We start from the raw sequence: 20,250 nt of genomic DNA, 5'->3' as shown, positions 1-20,250 counted from the left end.
GACATGACCGGGAAACCCGCCGCGCAGATGACCCCGCAGGAGCTGGCCGAAGCCTCGGCCAGGGCGATGTGGAACGACGATTCCGCCAGCCAGCGGCTGGGCATGAGCCTGGACCATATCGCACCGGGCGAGGCCACGCTGTCCATGACCATCAGCGAGGCCATGTCGAACGGCCACGGCAATTGCCACGGCGGCTATATCTTTACCCTGGCCGACAGCGCCTTCGCCTTTGCCTGCAACAGCTACAACCAGCTGGTCGTCGCGCAGCATTGCTCGATCACCTACCTGCTGCCGGGCCGCATCGGCGACCGCCTGACGGCGACGGCGCGCGAGGTGTCGCGCCGCGGCCGCTCGGGCATCTACGACATCCGCATCACCAATCAGGACGGTGCGCATGTGGCCGAGTTCCGCGGCCATTCCCGCACCGTCAAAGGCACCCATCTGCCGGTCGAAGGCTGACCGCAACCCATCGCAAGGGGAGGAATCCATGCACCCATTGGCGCCCGAAAGGAAAGAGCTGGACCCGATCGAGATCGCCTCGCGCGACGAGATCGAGGCCCTCCAATTCCACCGCATGAAGCGGTCGCTGAAGCACGCCTTCGAAAATTCGCCCTTCTATCGCAACCGCTTCATCGAACATGACGCCCATCCCGAGGATCTGAAGTCCCTCAGGGACATCGCGAAATTCCCCTTCACCACCAAGCAGGACCTGCGCGACACCTATCCCTTCGGCATGTTCGCCGTGCCGCAGTCCAAGCTGGTGCGCATCCACGGCTCGTCCGGCACCACCGGCAAGCCGACCGTCGTGGGCTATACCCAGGCCGACATCGACCATTGGGCGAACCTGATCGCGCGCTCGATCCGCGCCGCGGGCGGGCGTCCGGGCGACATCCTGCACAACGCCTATGGCTACGGGCTGTTCACCGGCGGTCTCGGCGCGCATTACGGCGCCGAGCGGCTGGGCTGCACCGTGGTCCCGATCTCGGGCGGCATGACCGAGCGGCAGGTGACGCTGATCGACGACTTCAAGCCGCGCATCATCATGGTGACGCCCAGCTACATGCTGTCGATCCTGGACGAGTTCCGCCGCCAGGGCCTGGACCCGCGCGAGTCCTCGTTGCAGATCGGCATCTTCGGCGCCGAGCCCTGGACCAACGCCATGCGGCAGGAGATCGAGGAAGCCTTCGACATGCACGCCGTCGACATCTACGGCCTCAGCGAGGTCATGGGCCCCGGCGTCGCCATGGAATGCGTCGAGACCAAGGATGGGCTGCACATCTGGGAGGACCATTTCTATCCCGAGATCATCGACCCGGCGACGGGCGAGGTGCTGCCCGACGGCGAGATCGGCGAGCTGGTCTTTACCACGCTGACCAAGGAAGGGCTGCCGATGGTGCGCTACCGCACCCGCGACCTGACCCGCCTGCTGCCCGGCACCGCCCGCTCGATGCGCCGGATCGAGAAAATCACCGGCCGCAGCGACGACATGATCATCCTGCGCGGCGTCAACGTCTTCCCGACCCAGATCGAAGAGCAGATCCTGAAATGCAAGGGCCTGGCGCCGCATTTCCAGATCGAGCTGACCCGCTCGGGCCGGATGGACAGCATGGTCGTGCATGTCGAATGCACCGCCGAGATGGCCGAGGATTCCGCCCGCGCCCATTCCGCCAAGGAACTGGCGCATCACATAAAAAGCGTGGTCGGCGTCTCGACCCGGATCGAGGTCAAGGACCCCAACGCCATTGCCCGTTCCGAAGGCAAGGCCAAGCGGGTGCTTGACAATCGGCCCAAGACATGATGCCGCAACGCGGCAACCAATATGACGCGCGGTCGCAAACCCGCTAAGTCGTTGGGGGGCCATGCGCCCCCTTGTTTTTCTCGCCTCCCGACCGCGGGCGAACAAATGATCTGATGAGGAATGGCATGGCTCGGACACGGGCAGCGGATTTCGAGGAAAAGCAACGCGGCCTTCTGGACAAGGCGGCCGAGGTCTTTGCCGATCTGGGCATGGAAAAGGCATCCATGGCGCAGATCGCCACCCACAGCCAGGTCTCCAAGGCGCTGCTTTACCACTACTATCCCAGCAAGGACGCGCTGATCTTCGCCATCATCATCACCCATCTGGAAGAGCTGGAAGCCGCCATCGAAGAGGCGGACGACCCGACCCTGCCGCCGCAGCAGCGCCTGCGCCGGCTGGTCGGCACGGTGCTGGAGCGCTATCGCGGCGCGGACAACCAGCACAAGGTGCAGCTGAACGCCACCCCTGCCCTGGGCGACGAGCAGAAGGCCGAGATCCTGGGCGTCGAGCGCCGCATCGTCAAGCGCTTCGCCGCCGTCCTGCGCGAGATCAACCCCGACCTGGACGATCCGCAGCGCCCCCTGCTGACCCCCGTGACCATGTCGCTGTTCGGGATGATGAACTGGGTCTACATGTGGTTCCGCGACGGCGGCCGCATCACGCGCGAGGATTACGCCGACGTGGCGACCACCCTGATCCTGGAAGGGATCAAGGCGGTCCGCTGAAGCCCCCCGCGCGGTGTCCCAGGGCGGATCGACATTCAGGATTTTCCTTGGGTGGAATTCAGCGGTTCACTGGACATCCCGAGATGACACGGGGTTCAGGATGGCCACGAAGCGCTCGACGTTGAGCCACGCCCAATGGGAGAGAATCGCGTCGCATCCGCCGGGCGAGGCAGGCGATCCGGGCCGGACCGGGAATGATAGCCGTCTGTTTGTGAACGAGAGAAACGGCATCGAACGCGGCTTCGACAGATCCAGACACTTCCCGTTTCGCGACCCGCTACGACCGCAGGACCATCCCGTTAAATGGCTGCGACCTTCTCGCAGCCACCAGCAACTGGTTAAGGGGAATGGCGATTGCGGGGGCTAGGCCGACAGCGGTGCCGCCCTGGCCGACAGCGCGGCCAGCGCATCGCGCGGCGACAGCAGCAGCAACAGCCCGCGCCTGCCGCCGTTGATCGCCACCTCGTCAAAGCCAATGGCCTCGGCCTCGAAGGCCACCGGCACCGGGCGGCGCTGGCCGAAGGGGCTGATGCCGCCGGTATGATAGCCGGTCAGCCGCTCGGCCTTGGCGGGCGGCATCATCGCCGCCGAATGCCGCCGCCACCCGCTTCATCGACAGGCTGCGATCGCCGGGCAGGACCGCGCAGGCGGGGCGGCCGTCCACCTCGACCATCAGCGTCTTGAGCAGGCGGGCGGGCGGCAGGCCGATGGCCTCGGCCGCTTGCAGCGCCACGCGCTCGGACCCCGGATCATAGCGGTATTCGACCGGGCGAAAGGCCACCTGCGCCCGAAGCAGGAATTGCGTGGCCGGGGTGGCGCCGCTCATTCCGCGGGCCTTTCCGGCGGCGGCGGGCGAAAGCCCATCTCGCGGTCGATCCAGGCCATCAGCAGGTCGACGATCTGCGCCTGCTGCGCGGCATCCAGCGCCCGGCCGCGCGGGATGCCGTGCCATTTCTGCAGGCAGGAGCGGCAGCAGCAGGCGGTGGCGTGCTGGGCGATGAAGACCGGATGGCCGCGCATCGGGGTCTGGCGGCCGTCGTTCGGCGGCTCGGCCGGCGCCAGCCGCGCGGCGATGAAGTCGCGCGCATGGGCGGCGACGGTCTCGCGCCCCCTGGCGCCGGCATAGCTCCGCTCCTTCCGGCCAAGGCGAAAGCGGCTGCGAAAGGCGGACCGGGCCAGCCGGCCCAGGATCTGGTCCTGATCGGTCATGCCCAGGACATAGCCGCCCCGGCGCGACGCGGAAAGCCCCGCCTAGCCCGCCTTGGCCAGAACCAGAAAGGTCATCATGCCCAGGGGCGGCAGGGTGCGGCGTTCCTCGAGGACCAGCGATTCCTGGCCCAGCACCCGCTCGATGCGGAAATCGGAATGCCAGCCGATGGTGTTGGCCAGGGGGGCGAAGATCCGCTCGACCGCCGCCATGGCGCCGCGGTCGCGCGCGAAATGGTTGGTGATGACCACCTTGCCGCCCGGCTTGCAGACCCGCGCGATCTCGGCCATCACCCGCTCGGGCTCGGGCACCACCGACAGGACGTGCATCGCCGTCACCGTGTCGAAATGGTTGTCGGGGAAATCCAGCGCCCGCGCATCCATCTGCCGCAGCGCCTGCACCTGCTTCAGCCCCAGCCGCTGCACCTTGGCGACGGCCTTGTCCAGCATCTCGCGGCTGAAGTCGATGCCCGTGACCTGCATGTGCGGGCCGTAATGCTCCAGCGACAGGCCGGTGCCGACCCCCACCTCCAGCACCGAGCCGCCGCGGCGGTTGATATAGTCCACCGCCCGGCGCCGGCCCATGTTGGTCGCCGCCCCGAAGGTCCGGTCATAGACCGGCGCCCAGCGTGAATACGAGGCTTGGATGGATTTGATGTCCATGGCCGTTCCTATCGGTTTGAGGGTCGTTCCCGGTCGATCCAGGCCCAGATGACCATGACGACATAACCCAGGCACAACGCGATCAGCGTCACCCAGGCGAAGGTCAGCAATGCCGCCCCGACGAAGGCCACGCCGACCAGGAAGAACTTGACGTTCTCGCGCGAGATCCGGGTGGTCTTGAAGGACCAGGTCGGGATGCGGCTGATCAGCAGCAGCCCCACCAGGACCATGTGCAGGCAGATCAGTATCGCCGGCAGCATCGGCCGGTCGGCGAAGGCGAAGGACAGATACATCGGCAGCATCACCAGCAGCGCCCCGGCGGGCGAGGGGATGCCCTCGAAATAGGCGCTGTCGCGCTGCGCATCCTCGGACTTGGCCGAGACGTTGAAGCGCGCCAGCCGGATCACGCAGCAGACGGCGAAAAGCAGCACGCAGATCCAGCCCAGGCCGCGAGAGTCCCGCAGCGCCCAGAAATACAGGATCAGCGGCGGGGCAACGCCGAAATTCAGGAAATCCGCCAGCGAATCCAGCTCGGCCCCCATCTTGCTGGAGGAGCCCAGCAGCCGCGCGATCCGCCCGTCGATGCCGTCCAGGATGCCCGCGGCGATGATCAGCAGCGCCGCCGGCATGTAGTCGCCCTGCACGCCGAAGCGGATGGCGGTCAGCCCGGCGCAAACCGCGACGATGGTCAGCACGTTGGGCAAGAGCTGGACCAGCGAAAATTCGGTCTGCGGGCCGGTGGGTTGGTCCATCACGCCTCCGCCTGCCCGGCCGGCGCCAGTTCGGCGATGACCGATTCGCCCGCGACCATGGTCTGGCCGATCTCGACCAGCGGCACCACGCCCGGCGGCAGATAGACATCCAGCCGCGAGCCGAATCGGATCAGCCCGAAGCGTTCGCCCCGGCCGAGCCGGTCGCCGGGCTTGACGAAGCAGACGATGCGGCGCGCGACCAGCCCGGCGATCTGCACCACCGCCAGGTCGCGCCCGTCCGCCATGCGGATGCGCAGCCCGTTTCTTTCGTTGTCGACGCTGGCCTTGTCCAGCGAGGCGTTGAAGAACTTGCCCGGCCGATAGGCGACCGCCACCACCTCGCCCGCCACGGGGCTGCGGTTCACATGGCAGTTGAAGACGCTCATGAACACGCTGACGCGGGTCAGCGGGGTGTCGGCCATGCCCAGCTCGGCCGGCGGCACCGCCGGCTCGATCAGCGAGACGACGCCGTCCGCCGGGCTGATGACCAGTCCGGGCCGCGCCGGCGTCACCCGTTCGGGATCGCGGAAGAAGTAATAGCACCAGACGGTCAGCCCGACCCCGATCCAGCCCAGCGGCTCCCATATCAGGAACAGCAGCAGGGTGGCGGCGGCAAAGGCCGCCACGAAGCGGATGCCCTCGCGGTGCATGGGCTTGATGAAGGTGTCGCGCATGCGCATCTGGCATTCCCCATGGGCTGATCGGCGCCGCCAGTCATAATGCGATTGAAACCGCACGCAATAGCGCAGCCTGCCATACATGTTGTCCCTGGCGCGCGGTCCTTGCCGCAGGGGCATCCGGCCGCCCCAGGGCGCAGGCCCCGGTCGCGGGGCCCGCCTCAGGATGTCACGCCCGCCGGCCGATGCCCAGCAGCTGGTAGAGCGCCAGCGCCGCAAAGGTCGAGGTGCCGATGCCGCCCAGCGAGAAATTGCCGATGTTCACGGTGAAATCCCCCGCCCCCATGATCAGCGCCACACCCACGGTGAACAGGTTGCGCGGGTCCGAGAAATCGACCTTGTTGTCCACCCAGATCCGCGCCATGGCCGATGCGATCAGGCCAAAGACCGACACCGCCAGCCCCGCCAGCACCGGCGCCGGGATGGTTTGCAGCACGGCGCCGAACTTGGGCGAGAGCCCCAGGAAGATCGCGATCGCCGCCGCCATGGGAAAGATCAGCGTGGAATAGACGCGGGTCATGGCCATGACGCCGATGTTCTCGGCATAGGTGGTGACGCCGGTGCCGCCGCCCGCGCCGGCCAGCATGGTGGCCAGCCCGTCGCCCAAGAAGCCCCGGCCGATATAGCGGTCCATGCTCTGCCCGGTGATCGCGCCCAGGGCCTTGATATGGCCCAGGTTCTCGGCCACCAGCACGATGGCGACCGGGGCGATCAGGCTGATCGCCGACCATTCGAAGCGCGGCGCGGTAAAGTTCGGCACCCCGAACCAGGGCGCGGCGGCGACGGCGGCGAAGTCGATGCCCGGCACCAGCCCCAGCCCGTTGCCAAGGACCAGCACCAGCCCATAGCCGAAGAGCAGCGCGACCAGCACCGCGATCCGCCGCGTGGCCTGCCGGCCATAGACCGAGACCATGGCCATGCTCAGCACGGTCGCCAGCGCGATGCTCAGATGCGCGTGGCTGCCGGCCAGCTGCTTGACCGCCACCGGCGCCAGGTTCAGCCCGATGGACATGCCGATGGCGCCCGTCACCGCCGGCGGCATCAGCTTTTCCACCCAGCCCGCGCCGATGGCCATCACCACCAGCCCGATCAGCACATAGACGAGGCCGGCGGCGATGATGCCGCCAAGCGCCACGGCGATATTGGGGTTCGGCCCGCCGCCGGCAAAGCCGGTCGCGGCCATGATGACGGCGATGAAGGCAAAGGACGAGCCCAGATAGCTGGGCACCCGCCCGCCGGTGACGGCAAAGAACAGCAGCGTGCCGATGCCGGAAAAGAACACCGCGACATTGGGATCGAAGCCCATGATCAGCGGCGCCAGGATGGTCGAGCCGGACATCGCCAGCAAATGTTGCAGGCTCATCGGCACCGCCTGGGTCAGCGGCAGCTTTTCATCGGGAAGCACCGTGGCGCCCGCGGCGGGGCGCCAGTCAGGAAAATAGCCCATCACGTCTCTCGGATTCGGTTCGATGGACCGGCTTGTGGGCGGGTTTGCGCAAAAAGGCCAGTGGCAACCGCGCAATGGCGCAAATGCCCTGCCTTGCCGGGCGCTGCGACCAAGTGCCGCGCAAGTAAAATGCGAGCTATCTGGCATATTGATACATTCATAGGATCGAATATGAATACATCCAACATCTGGCTCGGGTAACTGGGAACGCCGCCCCGACCGTCTTGTGCTTACCTGTAGGACGCCTGCGTGCTGCGGCTGGCTTGACGGTCGTTGCAGGCTTGGGCGGGTGTCAGCGCATGTGGCCGCAGAACCGGAAACCACGCTCCGGGGCCGGCCGCAAAAGGTCACGGAGGAGGCCGAATGACAGGACGAGACGATTTCCGACCCTCTCGCAGGGGAGTGTTGAGCTTTGCCCTTGCCGGCGCGGTGACGGCGGGACTGGGGGTTCGCGCCGCCCAGGCCAGCAGGATCGCGACGAAAGCCAGGATCATCATCATCGGCGCCGGCGCCGGCGGCACCGCCTTGGCCAACCGCCTGGTGCAGCGGCTGGACGGGGCGCAGATCACCCTGATCGACCCCAGGGCGCAGCATCTTTACCAGCCCGGCCTGTCGCTGGTCGCCGCGGGGCTGAAGCCGGCCAATTACGTGGTGTCCAAGACGACCGACTGGCTGCCCTCGGGCGTGACGCTGATCGCCGAGGCGGCGGCTGCCATCGACCCCCTGGCCAAGACCGTCTCGACCGAAAAGGGGCAAAAGCTCGACTACGACTTCCTGGTGGTGGCGCCGGGCCTGGTGCTGGATCACGGCGCGATCCAGGGCTTTTCGCTGGACATGGTGGGCAAGGACGGGATCGGCGCGCTTTATGCCGGGCCGGAATATGCGGCCAGGACCTGGCAGGCGGCGTCGAAATTCACCGAGGAAGGCGGCATCGGCCTGTTCGCCCGCCCCGAGACCGAGATGAAATGCGCCGGCGCGCCGCTGAAGCATACCTTCCTGCTGGACGACATCGCCAGCCGCGGCGGTGCCAAGGGCAAGTACGAGATGCATTACACCTGCCCGCAGACGGCGCTGTTCTCGGTGCCGATCGTCGCGGAAAAGGTGCGCATGCTGTTCGCCGAGCGCGGCGTGGCCACCTATTACGGCCATACGCTGAAATCCATCGACCCCGGCCGCAAGACGGCGCGGTTCGAAACCGCCGCCCCCGACCCGGCGACGGGCGAGATGGTCAAGTCCACCACCGAGATGCCCTATGACTACCTGCACGTCATCCCGCCGCAGCGCGCGCCCGAGGTGATCCGGCAGTCGGGGCTTTCCTGGGCCGACAAATGGACCGACCAGGGCTGGGTCGAATGCGACATGAAGACCCTGCGCCATCTGCGCTACCCGGAGATCTTCGCGCTTGGCGACGTGGCGGGCGTGCCCAAGGGCAAGACCGCGGCTTCGGTGAAATGGCAGGTTCCGGTGATCGAGGACCATCTGGTCGCCGCCCTGCAGGGGCGCGAGGGGACCGAGATCTATGACGGCTACACCTCCTGCCCGCTCATCACCCGCGTCGGCCGGGCGATGCTGGTCGAGTTCGACTATCACAACAACCTGGTGCCCTCGTTCCCCGGCGTGATCGCCCCGCTGGAAGAGCTGTGGATCAGCTGGTTGATGAAAGAGGTGGCGCTGAAGGCCACCTATAACGCCATGCTGCGCGGCCGGGCCTGACGAAAGGGGAAGCAACATGAAAGAACTGACATTCGGCACCCTGATCGCGGTCTTCGAGGAAATCTTCGGCCGCGGCCTGTTCTGGACCATGGTCGCGCTCGCCCTGCTGGTCACGGCGGCCTATCTTTACGTGCTGATCCGCGACCGGGCGATGTCGATGCGCAAATTCCTCTGGGCGCAGCTGTCCATGCCCTTCGGTGCGATTCTGGCGGTGATCTTCGTCCAGCAGATGACGCATTCCGGCCTGCGCGACATCGGCGGGCCGATCGACGTGATCGTGCTTCTGGGCGTGGCGGTGCTGGGCGCGGTGGGCAGCGCCATCCTGGTCTATACCGTCCAGTCGCTGCTGCGGCCTCCGCGGTCCGGGCAGAATCCCTGATCCGGGGCGCAAGTGCAGGGTGGTCGGGCTCCGGGACCGCCCTGCGCTTGCGCGCAGGCTCGTCAGAAGGCCTGCACCAGCATCCAGCCGACCGATAGCGCCAGGATCAGGGCCATGCCGCGGTTGAACGCCCGCAGCCGGCCCTGTCCGAACCGTGCCCCGCCCCAGGCCCATGCAGCCAGCGAGGCCCAGCAGATCGCGCCGAAAAGCGCGGCGAAGACCACCAGCCCCGCCGCCGGCTCGGCCAGCGGCATCACGAAGGTCGAAAGCGAGGACAGCGCCGCCAGCCAGGCCTTGGGGTTCAGGCCCTGCACCAGCGCACCGGACCAGAAGCCGGGCGCGGCTTGCCCCGCCGGATCGCGCCATGCGACCCGGCCGTCGTCGCGCAGCAGGCGCCATGCCAGCCACAGCAGATAGGCCGCACCGGCCAGCGTCATGGGCCGGGACAGCGCCAGGATCCAGCCGGTTCCCGCCAGCAGGCCGGCACCAAAACCCAGCAGCAGCACCAGGAAGCCGGCGGTCGCCCCGCTGACGAAGGCCAGCGCCCGGCGCGGACCAAACCGCGCGCCGGTCATGGCGCCGATGATATTGACCGGCCCCGGCGTGGCCGAGGCTGCCAGGGCGAAACTGGCCATGGCCAGCAGGGCCTGCGGGTCGGCCATGGTCAACGCAGCAGCGGCAGGCGGCCGCAGATCCGGTCCACTGCCTTGCGCGGCCCCGCCAGCAGGATCGCCTGCGGCGCATGATCGGCCAGCGGCGCGGCGGCGATGCGGGCGGTGTAATCGGGATAGTCCCGCGCCTCGAAGGCGGCGCGCATATAGGCCAGCCGCAGCGGCAGGGCCTCGGCCTGGGCGAAAAGGCCGGGCAGATCCTGCAGCGGCGCGCATAGCACCGGCAGGGGAACAGCGGTGATGCCGGGCAAGGCGATGCCGTCGCCGGTGGGGGTCGCGCCGCCCAGCAGGTCGGGACGAAGCCGGCCCAGGCTCATGCCCAGGACGGCGGCGAAATTGGCCTTGAGCCCCAGGGGCAGGTCTGCGGCCAGGATGATGACGGGTTTCAATGGCATGGGCGAATCCTTTCCCGGACCCCGTGCCATGGATCGAGCGGGCAAGGATTGGACGAAATCGACCTGCTAATGCCGCAGCAGCGCGCCGGGGGTGACGCCCAGGTGGCGGCGGAATTGGCGGATCAGATGCGCCTGGTCGCAAAACCCCGCCGCGACCGCGGCCTCGGCGGCGGGCACGCCCTCCAGCAGCAGCCGGCGGGCATGGCCGATGCGGGCCTGCAAGACATGGGCATGCGGCGTCAGCCCGGTGGCCCGCCGCATGCTGCGGATCAGGTAAGAGGGGTTCAGCCCCACCTCGGCGGCCAGGTCGGCAAGGGCCAGCGCCTCACCCGCCTCGACCCCGGCGACGATCCGTGCCCGGACCGCCCGGACCGCCGCCGGCTCGTCCCCTGCCGAGCGCAATTCGGCGCGGCCGTATTGGCCGAAGGCCAGCGCCAGGGCCCCATGCGCGGCCTCTTCCGCCGCAAGGCGCCAGTCGGGGCTGGGCGGGGCATTCAGGCAATGGGCCAGATGCGCCAGGGCCCGGCCCAGGCGCAATCCGCGGTCGCGCGGCGCGATGGCGGCAAAGCCGCGCAGGACACGCAGCCCCAGCACGGCGCGGACCGCCGCCTCGGACGCGTAAAGCATGGTATAGCGCACCCGGTCGGCGGCGGCGTGCCCGGTATGCGGCTCTTCGGGGTTCATCAGCGACAGCGTGCCGGCCGGCAACACCATGGTTTCGCCGCGGCAGACATAGCCGCCCGCCCCTTCGGCGATGGCGCCGATGGCAAAGCCCTCATGCGCATGGCGGCCAAAGGTCTGGTGGCTGAAGGCGGCCTCGAACAGTTCGATGCCGAGATGCCAGCCGAGGTGGTGATAACGGTTTGCTTGCATGGCATCGGTCGTGGCAGGAAAGGCGGCCGGGCTTTTCCTTGGGAATAGGGCAACCATCCCGCCAAGACCAGCCATCGGCCCGGCGGCTCAGGTGCGGAACACCCGATAGACCGCCGGGATGACCAGCACCGTCAGCAGCGTCGAGGAGATCAGCCCGAAGAAGAGCGAGATCGCCAGCCCCTGGAAGATCGGATCGGTCAGGATCACCGCCGCCCCGATCATTGCCGCCAGAGCGGTCAGCAGGATCGGCCGGAAGCGCACGGCGCCGGCGTCGATCAGCACCTCGGTCAGCGGCCGGCCGGTGGTGTCGTGGCGGATGAAATCCACCAGCAGGATCGAGTTCCTGACGATGATCCCGGCCAAGGCGATGAAACCGATCATCGACGGCGCCGAAAAAGGCGCGCCGAACAACCAATGTCCGCCCAGGATGCCGATGAAGGTCAGCGGCACCGGGGTCAGGATCACCAGCGGCAGCCGGAACGAGCCGAACTGCGCCACGACCAGGATATAGATGCCCAGAAGCGCCACCGCAAAGGCCCCGCCCATGTCGCGGAAGGTGACCCAGGTCACCTCCCATTCGCCGTCCCACAGCAGCGTGCTGGCACTATCGTCCTCGGGCTGGCCGCGCAGCCGGATCTCGGGCTTGGGCAGGCCGGTCCAGTCCTGCGCCTCCAGCGCATCCTTGACCGCCATCATGCCGTAGAGCGGCGCCTCGAAATCGCCGGCGAGTTCCGCCGTCACCATCTCGGCCGGGCGGCCGTTGTGGCGGAACAGGATATGCGAGGCGCGCTCTTCCTCGATCCGCACCACGTCGCCCAGCTCGACCACGCCGCGATTGCCGGGCAGAAGGTCGGCCGGGATCGGCGTGGTCAGGAAATCCTCGCCCGGCACGCGCTGTTCGCGGGGCCGCTCGACGCGGATCGGGATGGGCGCGCGCCCCTCGCCCCGGTGGGAATAGCCGACCGTGGTCGAGCCGTTCAGGATGGCGATGCTGTCGAAGACATCCGATTCCGCCACGCCGTAGAAATCCAGGTCGTCGGGCGAGATCAGCGCCCGCAGCCGCGGCGCGGCATCACCCCAGGAATTGTCCACATCGACGATGAAGGGGACCGAGCGGAAGGCCGCCTCGACCTTTTCGCCCACCGCGCGGCGGGTCTGCGGGTCGGGGCCATAGATCTCGGCCAGAAGCGTCGCCATCACCGGCGGGCCGGGCGGAGGTTCCACCACCTTCAGCACCGTGCCCTCGGGCAGCGGCAGGGCCAGGATGCGCGCGCGCAGGTCCAGCGCGATCTGGTGGCTCGAGCGGTCGCGGTCATGCTTGGGCGCCAGGTTGACCGCCACCTCGCCCTGCTGCGGCTGGGTGCGATAGAAGGAATGCCGCACCAGGCCGTTGAAATTGAACGGCGCCGCGGCGGCGGCATGGGTCTGGACCGAGACCACCTCGGGCAGGTCCATCGCCACCCTGGCCACCGCCTGGGCCACGGCATCCGTCGCCTCGACCGCCGCGCCTTCGGGCAGGTCGATGGTCACGGACAGTTCCGACTTGTTGTCGAAGGGCAGAAGCTTCACCGTCACGTCGCGGGTATAGAACAGCGCGAGCGAGCCGAAGGTCAGCACGATCACCCCGCCCAGGAACAGCCATGCGCGCCCCTTGCTGGCCAGAACCGGCCGGGCGACGGCGGCATAGGCGCGGCCCAGCCGGCCGCCCTGCCCCTCGGCGCCGTGGTGCAGCGGCGCGCGGCCCGCCACCTTCAGCATCAGCCAGGGCGTCACCGTCACCGCGACGAAGAAGGAAAAGATCATCGCGACCGAGGCGTTCGCGGGGATCGGGCTCATGTAAGGCCCCATCATCCCCGAGACGAACAGCATCGGCAGCAGCGCCACCACCACGGTCAGGGTGGCGACGATGGTGGGGTTGCCGACCTCGATCACCGCGCTGATGGCGGTTTCGCGGCGGTCGGTGCCGCCCATGCCCCAATGCCGGGCGATGTTCTCGATCACCACGATGGCGTCGTCCACCAGGATGCCGATCGAGAAGATCAGCGCGAACAGGCTGACCCGGTTCAGCGTATAGCCCATGATCCAGGACGCGAACAGCGTCAGCAGGATCGTCACCGGGATCACCACCGCCACCACCAGCGCCTCGCGCCGGCCGATGGCGAGCCAGACCAGCGCGATGATCGACAGCGTGGCCAGGCCCAGGTGATACAGCAACTCGTTGGCCTTTTCGTTGGCCGTCTCGCCATAGTCGCGGGTGATCTCGACCTGCATGTCGTCGGGGATCAGCGTGCCTTGCAGTGCCTCGGCGCGGTGCAGGATCGCCTCGGCCACGGTGACGGCATTGGCGCCGGCGCGCTTGGCCAGCGCCAGCGTCACCGCCGGGCGCCGGGCGGAATCGCGGGTGACGGTGGCGACCAGCGCCTCGGCCGTATCGGAGACGAAACCCACGTCGGCCACGTCGCGGACATAGACCGGGCGGCCGTCGCGCGCGGTCAGCACCAGGTTGCCGATCTCGTCGGGGCTGCGCAGGGTCTCGCCCGCGACCAGCATCACCTGCTGGCCGTCGTCGCGCAGCATCCCCGCCGGCAGGGCACGGTTGGCGCCCTGGACCTTGCCGGCCAGCTGTTGCAGCGTGATGCCGTAAAGCGCCAACCGGGCGGGGTCGGGGGCGACGCGGATCGCTTCCTCCGTCTCGCCGATCAGATAGGTCAGGCCGACATCGTCGATCTTGGCCAGTTCGGTGCGCAATTCGCGGGCGATGCGGGTCAGTTCGGCAGCCGTCACCCGGTCCGCCGCATCGGGTCGAGCCGAAAGCGTCAGCGCCACGATGGCCACGTCGTCGATGCCGCGCCCGAGCACCTGCGGCTCGGGGATGCCGACCGGGATGCGGTCCATGTTGGCGCGCAGCTTGTCATGCACCCGCAGCACCGCCGCATCGGAGGGGGTGCCGACCAGGAAGCGCGCCGTGACCAGCACGCCGTCGTCCTGGGTCTGGGAATAGATATGCTCGACCCCGTCGATCCCCTTGACGATGGTCTCCAGCGGCTCTGTCACCAGCTTGACCGCATCCTCGGCCCGCAGGCCGGGGGCCTGGACGCGGATGTCCACCATGGGGACCGAAATCTGCGGCTCCTCCTCGCGCGGCAGGCTGATCAGCGCGATGAGCCCGAAGGCCAGCGCCGCGATCAGGAACAGCGGCGTCAGCGGCGAGGTGATGAAGCCGCGCGTCAGCCAGCCGGCCAGGCCGGGGCTGCGGGGGGTGTCGCCGGGGATGTTCATGGGACGATCACCGTTTCCCCCGGCGCAAGGCCGGTCAGGATCTCGACCATCTCAATATCGTCCTGGGCCAGGCTTTCGCCGGTCAGCACCGCCCGCCGCTCTTCGCCCGCGGCGCCGGCGACGCTGACGAAATCCACCCCGGCGCGGGTCGTCACCGCCGCGGCGGGCACCAGAAGCGCCCGGCGCTCGCCCACAGGCAGGTCCACCGCCACGCGCGCGCCGACAAAGGCGTCGGGCAGCCGGTCGACCTCGACATCGGCCTGCACCCGGCCGCCCTGGATCAGCGGATAGACCTTGGCCAGCCGGCCCGCAGCAGCCTGGCCGCCGGCCCTGATCTGGATTTCGGCCCCTTCGGCCAGGTCGGCGGCATGGCGTTCCGGCACCGACAGGCGCAGGAAGAAGCCGCCGCCGCCCACGCTCGCCACCACCTCGCCCGGCATCACCACCGAGCCGCGCACGGCCGGCACGCTCAGCACCAGGCCCGAGACCGGGGCCAGGACCGCACCTTCGGCTTGCTGCTGCTCGATGACGGCGCGCTCGGCCTCGGCCGCGGCGATCTGGCCGCGGATGACATCGACCGCGGTCTGCAACTGCTCGACCCGCTGCTGCGAAGCCGCGCCGCGCTGCACCAGCGACTGGCCGCGCGCATAGTCGGATTCCGCCTCGGCCAGCTGCGCCCGCAACGCCTCGATCCGCGAGGCGAAGGCCGCGATCTGGAAGGCGATCTTGTCGTCGCGGACGGTGGCGAGCGTCGCCCCCGCCTCGACGCGATCCCCCTCGCTGACCAGCAGTTCCACGACCGTGCCGCCGATGCGCGCCCGCGCCGGGATGGTGTCACGGGCCTCGACCGTGCCGTAGACGGCCTTCATCTCGGGCACCGCGCTCCAGTCCAGGATCAACGGCTCGGCCAGCGCCGGCCCGGTGGCGACAAGCGCGACAAGCAGCAGCAATCGCATGGATCGAACTTTCAGAAGGCGCAGCCGGGTTTTATGCCAAGCTTGCGGAAGATCATGGCCGCCGGGCAGAAGCCTGTAAAGGCGGATTGCAGCAGGTTGGCGCCGACAAAGACCGTCAGCCAGACGAACAAGGGCGAAACCCAGACGGTCAGCGCGACGGAAAGCAGGACCATGAACCCTGCAAAGGCAAGAATGGTGCGATCAAGTGTCATCGGGGAACTCCAGAACAGCCGATTGCCGACAGTATATACATATATACGTATAATCGGTTTCAAGGAGAATGTCTTCAACGACGCCCCGGAATCGAACCTGCAGCCTGCGACATTTCGCCTTGGTCGCAGCCCTCGGCCGGAACCACGGCTGCGGTTCCGGCCAGGATGCGCCGTCACCGGCGGATGCGCTTCCACCCGGTGATCATCGGGCGAATCAGGTTCTCGCGCTTCCACAGGCGATAGAACAGCACCGCCGCGACATGCAGCAGCACCATGGGCAGGACCAGCTTGCCCAGCAGGTCGTGCAGGGCCAGCCCCAGGCGCGAGATCCGGGCGCTGACCGCCCCGGCCAGCGGCCCGGTATTGACGTAATCCTGCGGATCGGCGACCAGGCCGGCCGCGACCTGCACCGCCAGCACGGCCAGCAGCAGGATCACGAACAGCCCGCCCAGGGGGTTGTGCCCCGGCCAGAAGCTGGGCTGCCGCGCCGGAAGCTGCCGCAGATAGGCCAGAACCGCCCCGGGACCATGAAGGCAGCTGCGGAACCGCGCCGGGCGCGGCCCGACGAAGCCCCAGAGCAGCCGAAAGGCCAGAAGCCCGATCACCGCATAGCCGAACAGGAAATGCAGGGTCATGACATCGGGGCCGAACTTGCCCAATCCCCAGGCCCCGGCGACGCAGACCGCCAGCGCCCAGTGAAAGATCCGCAAGGGCAGATCCCACAGCCGGACCACCTGGGAAGGCTCGGCAGAGGTGGTGGCTGCGCCGTCGCGCATCCTAGAAATCCTTGGCGCGATAGCTGTCGTGGCAGGCCTTGCAGGTCGCCCCGACCTGGCCGACGGCGGGGGCAAGCGCCTCCTGCCCCTCGCCGGCGACGCCGTGCAGCGTGGCGACCGCCTCGCGGAAGGCCATGCCCTTGGCGCGGTAATCCTCGGTCTGTTCCCAGATCGCCGGCAGGGCGCGGGTCTTGCCGGCCAGGTCGGCATTCGAGGTTCCCGGCATCAGCAGGTCGTCATGCAGGTATTCCGACAGCAGCTTGAGATCCCCGGCCAGCGCCCGCGCCCGTTCGGCGTCATAGGGCGCCTTGCCCTGCGCCATGGCGGCCAGCCCGCCCATCTCCAGGTTGACCAGGCTGAAATAGCCGATGCGCGCGGCGGCAATATCGCCGGGCTCGGAAGCCTGGGCCGTGATGGGAAGGGCCAGGACGGCGGCGGCCAGAAAGATCTTGTGCATGGAAATCACCTTGTTGCTTGCTGTTGATGCTTGCTGATGCGCGTTATGTAAAAGGCCGTAACATTCGAAACTTCGAAGATTAATGCGGCAAACTGTCGCGATCTGACCCTCGCCTGGGCCGGGCACCGGCAGCCTGCGGGCGCATCTTGACCGTATATTCGCATTAATGTAGCTATGGAGCATGAGTGCCGACGTCAGCATAGACCCCGAAACCATGCGCGCAGCCGCCGACGAGGCCAGCGAGCTTCTGAAATCGCTTGGCAACCGCCATCGGCTGCTGATCCTGTGCCAGCTGGTGCAGGGTGAAAAATCCGTGGGCCAGCTGGCGGAATTCCTGGGCATCCGCGATTCGACCGTGTCGCAACACCTGGCGCTCTTGCGCCGCGACAAGATCATCCTTGGCCGGCGCGACGGGCAGACGATCTGGTATCGGATCGAAAGCCAGCCTGCCCGCAAGGTGATGGAAGTGCTCTACAACACGTTCTGCGGCCCGAAGGGCTGATCCGGCGAGGCGCAAGCCCGGCCCGCAATGCCATGCGGCAGGCCGGGCGACGCTGGGCTCCGGCGCCTTGCTGCGGCAAGCCGCGGCCCCTGGCGCAAGCGAACCTCCTGTCCAGGCCTCGCCTTTTCAGGCCCAGCCTTCCGCAGGTGCCGGGTTGCGCAAAGGCATCACGCCCTGCTCGCCACTGCCTGTTGCCGGCACAGGGCATAGAACGCCCGGACCCGCATGCCCGAGCGGCACCAGCCCAGCACCGGCCCCTTCGCCTCAGCCAGGATGCGGCGGAAAGCCGCAATCTGGCCGGCCGAGGGCTGGCCGGACACCGGAATGTGGCGGGCGGTCAGGCCCAGGCGCGCAGCAGCGGCGGCGATGGTGGCGAAATCGGGCTGGCCGCGTTCCTCGCCGTCGCGGCGAACGCAGACCAGCACCCGGAACCCGGCCGCGGCAACCGCCGGCAGGTCTTCTGGACGAAGCTGGCCGGTGGCCGAGAACCGGTCGTCAATCTTGCGAATCCGCGGCTTGCCGCGCCGTCGAAAGGGCCACATTCATGCCCCCTGCCGATCGGCGGCAGACCGGGCCGCGGCCCATCGCTGCCCGATTTTGACCATTGCGATTCCGGCGGCCATTGTTGCGGTGAAGAGGACGGGTTCGGGGCGGATGAGGCCGATGGCGGGGATGGCGCCGCCGGGGCAGAAGCCCGACAGCCCCCAGCCCAGGCCGAACAGCGCCGAACCCCCGACCAGCCCGGCGTCGATGTCGCGCCGCTCGGGCAGGTGGAAGCGCAGCGCCAGCACCGGCGCCGGCCGGCGCAACACCAGCCGGTAGCCCGGATAGGCCACCAGCAGCGCCCCGCCCATCACGAAGGCCAGGGACGGATCCCAGGCCCCGGCAATGTCGAAGAAATTCAGAACCTTCGCAGGATTGGCCATGCCCGAGACCGCAATCCCCGCGCCAAAGACCAACCCGACCAGCAAGGCCGACAGCAAGACCATCTCAGAACCCTCCCGCAAGATGGCGCACCGCATAGACCGTCGCCCCGGTCGCCAGCATGAAGCTCAGCGTCGCCACCAGCGACCGCGCCGACAGCCGCGCCAGCCCGCAGACCCCGTGGCCCGAGGTGCAGCCGCCGCCATAGCTGACCCCGATCCCGACCAGCAGCCCGCTGAGCGCCGTCCAGCCCAGCGGCACCGGGCTGTCGAAGCCGATCTCGACCCCGCCCAGCCGCACCAGCAGCAAGGGCGCCGCCACCGCGCCGGCCAGGAAGGCCAGCCGCCAGCCGCCGCCCGGCGCCAGCGCCCCGGCCAGGATCCCGGTCATGCCGGCGATGCGGCCGTGCAGCGCCATCAGCAGCACCGCCGCCAGCCCGATCAATCCGCCGCCCAGCAACGATTGCACAGGGGTGAATTCGGTCATGCCCCGCCTCCGTCCCGACGATCCCCGTTTTCGCGATCTCCGTCCCGACGATCCGCGCCTTCGCCTTCAGAGCCGCCTTCGGAACCGCCTTCGGAACCGCCGCCTTCCAGCCCGCGGCCGATGCCCAGCAGCGCCCAGACCGGGCAGAAGCGCAGCGCCGCGGTCGCCAGCAACACCAGCCCGACAACCGCCGCCGCCCAGCTCCACGCCGGCGAAAGCCCGGCCAGCAAGGCCAGCAGAACCAGGCCGAGGCCCAGCACCAGCCGCAGCACCCGCTCGGTGCCTGCGATATTGATCCGCATCCTTCCTCCTCCTCCTCAGTCCCAGGGCGCCTGCAGCAGGTCAAGCGGGATCTTCAGGTAGCGCCGACCGTTCGCCTCCGGCGCGGGCAGCCGGCCGGCATTGGTGTTGACCTGCAGCGCATGCAGGATCAGCTTGGGCATCGGCAGGGTGCGGTCGCGCGCCTGCCGCGCGGCGACGAACTCGGCCTCGGTCAGGTATTGCGCCATGTGGCTGTTGCGCGCCTTCTGCTCGGCCACGGTCGATTCCCAGGCCGGCGCCCGCCCGCCCTGGCAATAGTCGTGGCCGGTGAAGACCCGCGTCGCCTCGGGCAGGGCCAGGATCTCCTGGATCGAGCGCCACAGCGCATGCGCGTCGCCGCCGGGGAAATCCGCCCGCGCCGTGCCGCTGTCGGGCATGAACAGCGTGTCGTGCACGAAGGCCGCGTCGCCGATCACATAGGAGATCGAGGCCAGGGTATGGCCGGGCGAGAACAGCACCCGCGCCGGGATCGAGCCGAGGCGGAAGGTCTCGCCCTCGGCAAAGAGCCGGTCCCATTGCGAGCCGTCGGCGGGGAAGTCCGGCCAGTTGTAGAATTCCTTCCACAGTTTCTGCACCTCGACCACCTTCTCGCCGATGGCGGTGGGGGCGCCGGTCTTGCGCTTGAGGTAGTCGGCGGCCGAGAAATGGTCGGCATGGGGATGGGTGTCGAGGATCCATTCCAGCCTGTAGCCGCGCTCGGCGATGAAGGCGAGGATGCGGTCGGCCTCGATGGTGGCGGTGGCGCCGGATTTCTCGTCATAGTCCAGCACCGGGTCGACGACGGCGCATTGGCCGGTCGCCGGATCGGCCACCACATATTGCACCGAGCCGGTCCGCGCCTCGTAAAACCCCGTCACCTCCGGCGCAGCCGCCAGGGCCGCCGCCACGCCTGCGCCAGAACCGGGGCCAGGATCGGAATGCGGATCGGAATGCGGATCGGCGGCCCGGCCGGGGCCGGAAGCACGATCACGGGTATCACGATCACGGGTATCACGATCAGGGGCCGCGCCCTGGCCGGGCGTCGAGGTCGAGGTCGAG

24 protein-coding genes and 1 pseudogene are annotated in these 20,250 nt (G+C 68.4%); 6 read left to right on the top strand and 19 right to left on the bottom strand.

Going from position 1 to position 20,250, the window contains the following annotated elements; all coding sequences use genetic code 11:
- Positions 1-3 precede the first annotated feature (3 nt).
- The 3 genes from paaI (at position 4) to E3U26_RS15310 (ending at position 2,523) form a co-directional block, all read left to right on the top strand.
- A complete protein-coding gene (gene paaI, locus E3U26_RS15320; RefSeq protein WP_499105886.1) occupies positions 4-459 on the top strand; it encodes a hydroxyphenylacetyl-CoA thioesterase PaaI in 456 nt (151 codons plus the stop codon).
- 28 nt (positions 460-487) lie between these two features.
- Positions 488-1,798, top strand: a complete 1,311-nt coding sequence (paaK, locus tag E3U26_RS15315; RefSeq protein WP_499105885.1) for a phenylacetate--CoA ligase — start codon at positions 488-490, stop codon at positions 1,796-1,798.
- 125 nt (positions 1,799-1,923) lie between these two features.
- Positions 1,924-2,523 (top strand): TetR/AcrR family transcriptional regulator, encoded by a 600-nt coding sequence (locus E3U26_RS15310; protein ID WP_036755443.1) that lies wholly within the window; start codon positions 1,924-1,926, stop codon positions 2,521-2,523.
- A 363-nt stretch (positions 2,524-2,886) separates the two neighbouring features.
- Here E3U26_RS15310 and E3U26_RS15305 read toward each other — a convergent pair.
- The 6 genes and pseudogenes from E3U26_RS15305 to E3U26_RS15280 form a co-directional block, all read right to left on the bottom strand.
- Positions 2,887-3,349, bottom strand: a pseudogene (locus tag E3U26_RS15305) (YbaK/EbsC family protein).
- A complete protein-coding gene (locus E3U26_RS15300; RefSeq protein ID WP_499105884.1) occupies positions 3,346-3,732 on the bottom strand; it encodes a DUF4186 domain-containing protein in 387 nt (128 codons plus the stop codon). Before E3U26_RS15300 ends, E3U26_RS15305 begins: the two are co-directional and overlap by 4 nt.
- 42 nt (positions 3,733-3,774) lie before the next feature.
- On the bottom strand, positions 3,775-4,392 hold the full coding sequence (locus tag E3U26_RS15295) for a class I SAM-dependent methyltransferase (RefSeq protein WP_072462608.1): 618 nt from the start codon (positions 4,390-4,392) through the stop codon (positions 3,775-3,777).
- Positions 4,393-4,400: 8 nt separating this feature from the next.
- Positions 4,401-5,144 carry a CDP-diacylglycerol--serine O-phosphatidyltransferase gene (gene pssA / locus E3U26_RS15290; RefSeq protein ID WP_114537947.1) on the bottom strand — a complete coding sequence of 248 codons (744 nt, stop codon included), beginning with the start codon at positions 5,142-5,144 and terminating at the stop codon, positions 4,401-4,403.
- Complete coding sequence (locus E3U26_RS15285) at positions 5,144-5,824, bottom strand: phosphatidylserine decarboxylase (RefSeq protein ID WP_140847139.1); 681 nt, start codon at positions 5,822-5,824, stop codon at positions 5,144-5,146. The genes pssA and E3U26_RS15285 overlap by 1 nt, the downstream gene beginning before the upstream one ends.
- 166 nt (positions 5,825-5,990) lie before the next feature.
- On the bottom strand, positions 5,991-7,268 hold the full coding sequence (locus tag E3U26_RS15280; RefSeq protein ID WP_499105883.1) for a permease family protein: 1,278 nt from the start codon (positions 7,266-7,268) through the stop codon (positions 5,991-5,993).
- Between the two features lie 363 nt (positions 7,269-7,631).
- Here E3U26_RS15280 and E3U26_RS15275 point away from each other — a divergent pair, with 363 nt between their 5' ends.
- Both E3U26_RS15275 and E3U26_RS15270 read left to right on the top strand, forming a co-directional pair.
- Entirely contained in the window at positions 7,632-8,981 is a 1,350-nt protein-coding gene (locus tag E3U26_RS15275; protein WP_036755396.1) for an NAD(P)/FAD-dependent oxidoreductase, read from the top strand.
- A gap of 16 nt (positions 8,982-8,997) precedes the next feature.
- Positions 8,998-9,360 carry a DUF5368 domain-containing protein gene (locus E3U26_RS15270; protein ID WP_036755399.1) on the top strand — a complete coding sequence of 121 codons (363 nt, stop codon included), beginning with the start codon at positions 8,998-9,000 and terminating at the stop codon, positions 9,358-9,360.
- Between the two features lie 62 nt (positions 9,361-9,422).
- Here E3U26_RS15270 and E3U26_RS15265 read toward each other — a convergent pair whose 3' ends face one another.
- From E3U26_RS15265 to E3U26_RS15230, 8 genes are all read right to left on the bottom strand, one after another.
- Entirely contained in the window at positions 9,423-10,022 is a 600-nt protein-coding gene (locus E3U26_RS15265; RefSeq protein WP_499105882.1) for a LysE family translocator, read from the bottom strand.
- A 2-nt stretch (positions 10,023-10,024) separates the two neighbouring features.
- A complete protein-coding gene (locus E3U26_RS15260; protein WP_072462605.1) occupies positions 10,025-10,426 on the bottom strand; it encodes a DUF2000 domain-containing protein in 402 nt (133 codons plus the stop codon).
- Positions 10,427-10,492: 66 nt separating this feature from the next.
- Positions 10,493-11,299: an AraC family transcriptional regulator gene (locus tag E3U26_RS15255; protein ID WP_499105881.1), complete on the bottom strand. Its 807-nt coding sequence runs from the start codon at positions 11,297-11,299 to the stop codon at positions 10,493-10,495.
- An 87-nt stretch (positions 11,300-11,386) separates the two neighbouring features.
- A complete protein-coding gene (locus E3U26_RS15250) occupies positions 11,387-14,578 on the bottom strand; it encodes an efflux RND transporter permease subunit (RefSeq protein WP_499105880.1) in 3,192 nt (1,063 codons plus the stop codon).
- Entirely contained in the window at positions 14,575-15,534 is a 960-nt protein-coding gene (locus E3U26_RS15245) for an efflux RND transporter periplasmic adaptor subunit (protein ID WP_072462602.1), read from the bottom strand. The genes E3U26_RS15250 and E3U26_RS15245 overlap by 4 nt, the downstream gene beginning before the upstream one ends.
- A gap of 11 nt (positions 15,535-15,545) precedes the next feature.
- On the bottom strand, positions 15,546-15,746 hold the full coding sequence (locus E3U26_RS15240; RefSeq protein ID WP_036755416.1) for a YgaP family membrane protein: 201 nt from the start codon (positions 15,744-15,746) through the stop codon (positions 15,546-15,548).
- A gap of 173 nt (positions 15,747-15,919) precedes the next feature.
- A complete protein-coding gene (locus E3U26_RS15235; RefSeq protein ID WP_499105879.1) occupies positions 15,920-16,522 on the bottom strand; it encodes a cytochrome b/b6 domain-containing protein in 603 nt (200 codons plus the stop codon).
- Position 16,523: 1 nt separating this feature from the next.
- A complete protein-coding gene (locus E3U26_RS15230; RefSeq protein ID WP_036755422.1) occupies positions 16,524-16,979 on the bottom strand; it encodes a c-type cytochrome in 456 nt (151 codons plus the stop codon).
- Between the two features lie 181 nt (positions 16,980-17,160).
- On the opposite strand from E3U26_RS15230, the gene E3U26_RS15225 reads away from it, so the two are divergent.
- Positions 17,161-17,481: an ArsR/SmtB family transcription factor gene (locus E3U26_RS15225; protein ID WP_036755424.1), complete on the top strand. Its 321-nt coding sequence runs from the start codon at positions 17,161-17,163 to the stop codon at positions 17,479-17,481.
- A 167-nt stretch (positions 17,482-17,648) separates the two neighbouring features.
- Here the strand turns inward: E3U26_RS15225 and E3U26_RS15220 are convergent, their stop codons facing one another.
- The 5 genes from E3U26_RS15220 to E3U26_RS15200 are packed head-to-tail and all read right to left on the bottom strand — an operon-like array spanning position 17,649 to position 20,087.
- Entirely contained in the window at positions 17,649-18,023 is a 375-nt protein-coding gene (locus E3U26_RS15220; protein WP_214275214.1) for a protein tyrosine phosphatase family protein, read from the bottom strand.
- Entirely contained in the window at positions 18,024-18,470 is a 447-nt protein-coding gene (locus E3U26_RS15215; RefSeq protein WP_214275213.1) for a DUF6691 family protein, read from the bottom strand.
- Position 18,471: 1 nt separating this feature from the next.
- A complete protein-coding gene (locus tag E3U26_RS15210) occupies positions 18,472-18,891 on the bottom strand; it encodes a YeeE/YedE family protein (RefSeq protein ID WP_036761444.1) in 420 nt (139 codons plus the stop codon).
- Positions 18,888-19,193: a YgaP family membrane protein gene (locus E3U26_RS15205; protein ID WP_499105878.1), complete on the bottom strand. Its 306-nt coding sequence runs from the start codon at positions 19,191-19,193 to the stop codon at positions 18,888-18,890. The genes E3U26_RS15210 and E3U26_RS15205 overlap by 4 nt, the downstream gene beginning before the upstream one ends.
- Before the next feature lie 15 nt (positions 19,194-19,208).
- Positions 19,209-20,087 carry an MBL fold metallo-hydrolase gene (locus E3U26_RS15200; RefSeq protein ID WP_114536598.1) on the bottom strand — a complete coding sequence of 293 codons (879 nt, stop codon included), beginning with the start codon at positions 20,085-20,087 and terminating at the stop codon, positions 19,209-19,211.
- Positions 20,088-20,250 lie beyond the last annotated feature (163 nt).

Source organism: Paracoccus ferrooxidans, assembly GCF_029909815.1.
In the GTDB taxonomy this organism is placed as follows: Bacteria; Pseudomonadota; Alphaproteobacteria; order Rhodobacterales; family Rhodobacteraceae; genus Paracoccus; species Paracoccus versutus.
This window is presented reverse-complemented; position numbering and strand designations above follow the sequence as displayed.

Bases quoted from the DNA above. Each gene is read 5' to 3' on its own strand.
- paaI (WP_499105886.1), top strand. From the start codon at position 4: ATGACCGGGAAACCCGCCGCGCAGATGACCCCGCAGGAGCTGGCCGAA.
- paaK (WP_499105885.1), top strand. From the start codon at position 488: ATGCACCCATTGGCGCCCGAAAGGAAAGAGCTGGACCCGATCGAGATC.
- E3U26_RS15310 (WP_036755443.1), top strand. From the start codon at position 1,924: ATGGCTCGGACACGGGCAGCGGATTTCGAGGAAAAGCAACGCGGCCTT.
- E3U26_RS15300 (WP_499105884.1), bottom strand. From the start codon at position 3,732: ATGACCGATCAGGACCAGATCCTGGGCCGGCTGGCCCGGTCCGCCTTT.
- E3U26_RS15295 (WP_072462608.1), bottom strand. From the start codon at position 4,392: ATGGACATCAAATCCATCCAAGCCTCGTATTCACGCTGGGCGCCGGTC.
- pssA (WP_114537947.1), bottom strand. From the start codon at position 5,144: ATGGACCAACCCACCGGCCCGCAGACCGAATTTTCGCTGGTCCAGCTC.
- E3U26_RS15285 (WP_140847139.1), bottom strand. From the start codon at position 5,824: ATGCGCATGCGCGACACCTTCATCAAGCCCATGCACCGCGAGGGCATC.
- E3U26_RS15280 (WP_499105883.1), bottom strand. From the start codon at position 7,268: ATGGGCTATTTTCCTGACTGGCGCCCCGCCGCGGGCGCCACGGTGCTT.
- E3U26_RS15275 (WP_036755396.1), top strand. From the start codon at position 7,632: ATGACAGGACGAGACGATTTCCGACCCTCTCGCAGGGGAGTGTTGAGC.
- E3U26_RS15270 (WP_036755399.1), top strand. From the start codon at position 8,998: ATGAAAGAACTGACATTCGGCACCCTGATCGCGGTCTTCGAGGAAATC.
- E3U26_RS15265 (WP_499105882.1), bottom strand. From the start codon at position 10,022: ATGGCCGACCCGCAGGCCCTGCTGGCCATGGCCAGTTTCGCCCTGGCA.
- E3U26_RS15260 (WP_072462605.1), bottom strand. From the start codon at position 10,426: ATGCCATTGAAACCCGTCATCATCCTGGCCGCAGACCTGCCCCTGGGG.
- E3U26_RS15255 (WP_499105881.1), bottom strand. From the start codon at position 11,299: ATGCAAGCAAACCGTTATCACCACCTCGGCTGGCATCTCGGCATCGAA.
- E3U26_RS15250 (WP_499105880.1), bottom strand. From the start codon at position 14,578: ATGAACATCCCCGGCGACACCCCCCGCAGCCCCGGCCTGGCCGGCTGG.
- E3U26_RS15245 (WP_072462602.1), bottom strand. From the start codon at position 15,534: ATGCGATTGCTGCTGCTTGTCGCGCTTGTCGCCACCGGGCCGGCGCTG.
- E3U26_RS15240 (WP_036755416.1), bottom strand. From the start codon at position 15,746: ATGACACTTGATCGCACCATTCTTGCCTTTGCAGGGTTCATGGTCCTG.
- E3U26_RS15235 (WP_499105879.1), bottom strand. From the start codon at position 16,522: ATGCGCGACGGCGCAGCCACCACCTCTGCCGAGCCTTCCCAGGTGGTC.
- E3U26_RS15230 (WP_036755422.1), bottom strand. From the start codon at position 16,979: ATGCACAAGATCTTTCTGGCCGCCGCCGTCCTGGCCCTTCCCATCACG.
- E3U26_RS15225 (WP_036755424.1), top strand. From the start codon at position 17,161: ATGAGTGCCGACGTCAGCATAGACCCCGAAACCATGCGCGCAGCCGCC.
- E3U26_RS15220 (WP_214275214.1), bottom strand. From the start codon at position 18,023: ATGTGGCCCTTTCGACGGCGCGGCAAGCCGCGGATTCGCAAGATTGAC.
- E3U26_RS15215 (WP_214275213.1), bottom strand. From the start codon at position 18,470: ATGGTCTTGCTGTCGGCCTTGCTGGTCGGGTTGGTCTTTGGCGCGGGG.
- E3U26_RS15210 (WP_036761444.1), bottom strand. From the start codon at position 18,891: ATGACCGAATTCACCCCTGTGCAATCGTTGCTGGGCGGCGGATTGATC.
- E3U26_RS15205 (WP_499105878.1), bottom strand. From the start codon at position 19,193: ATGCGGATCAATATCGCAGGCACCGAGCGGGTGCTGCGGCTGGTGCTG.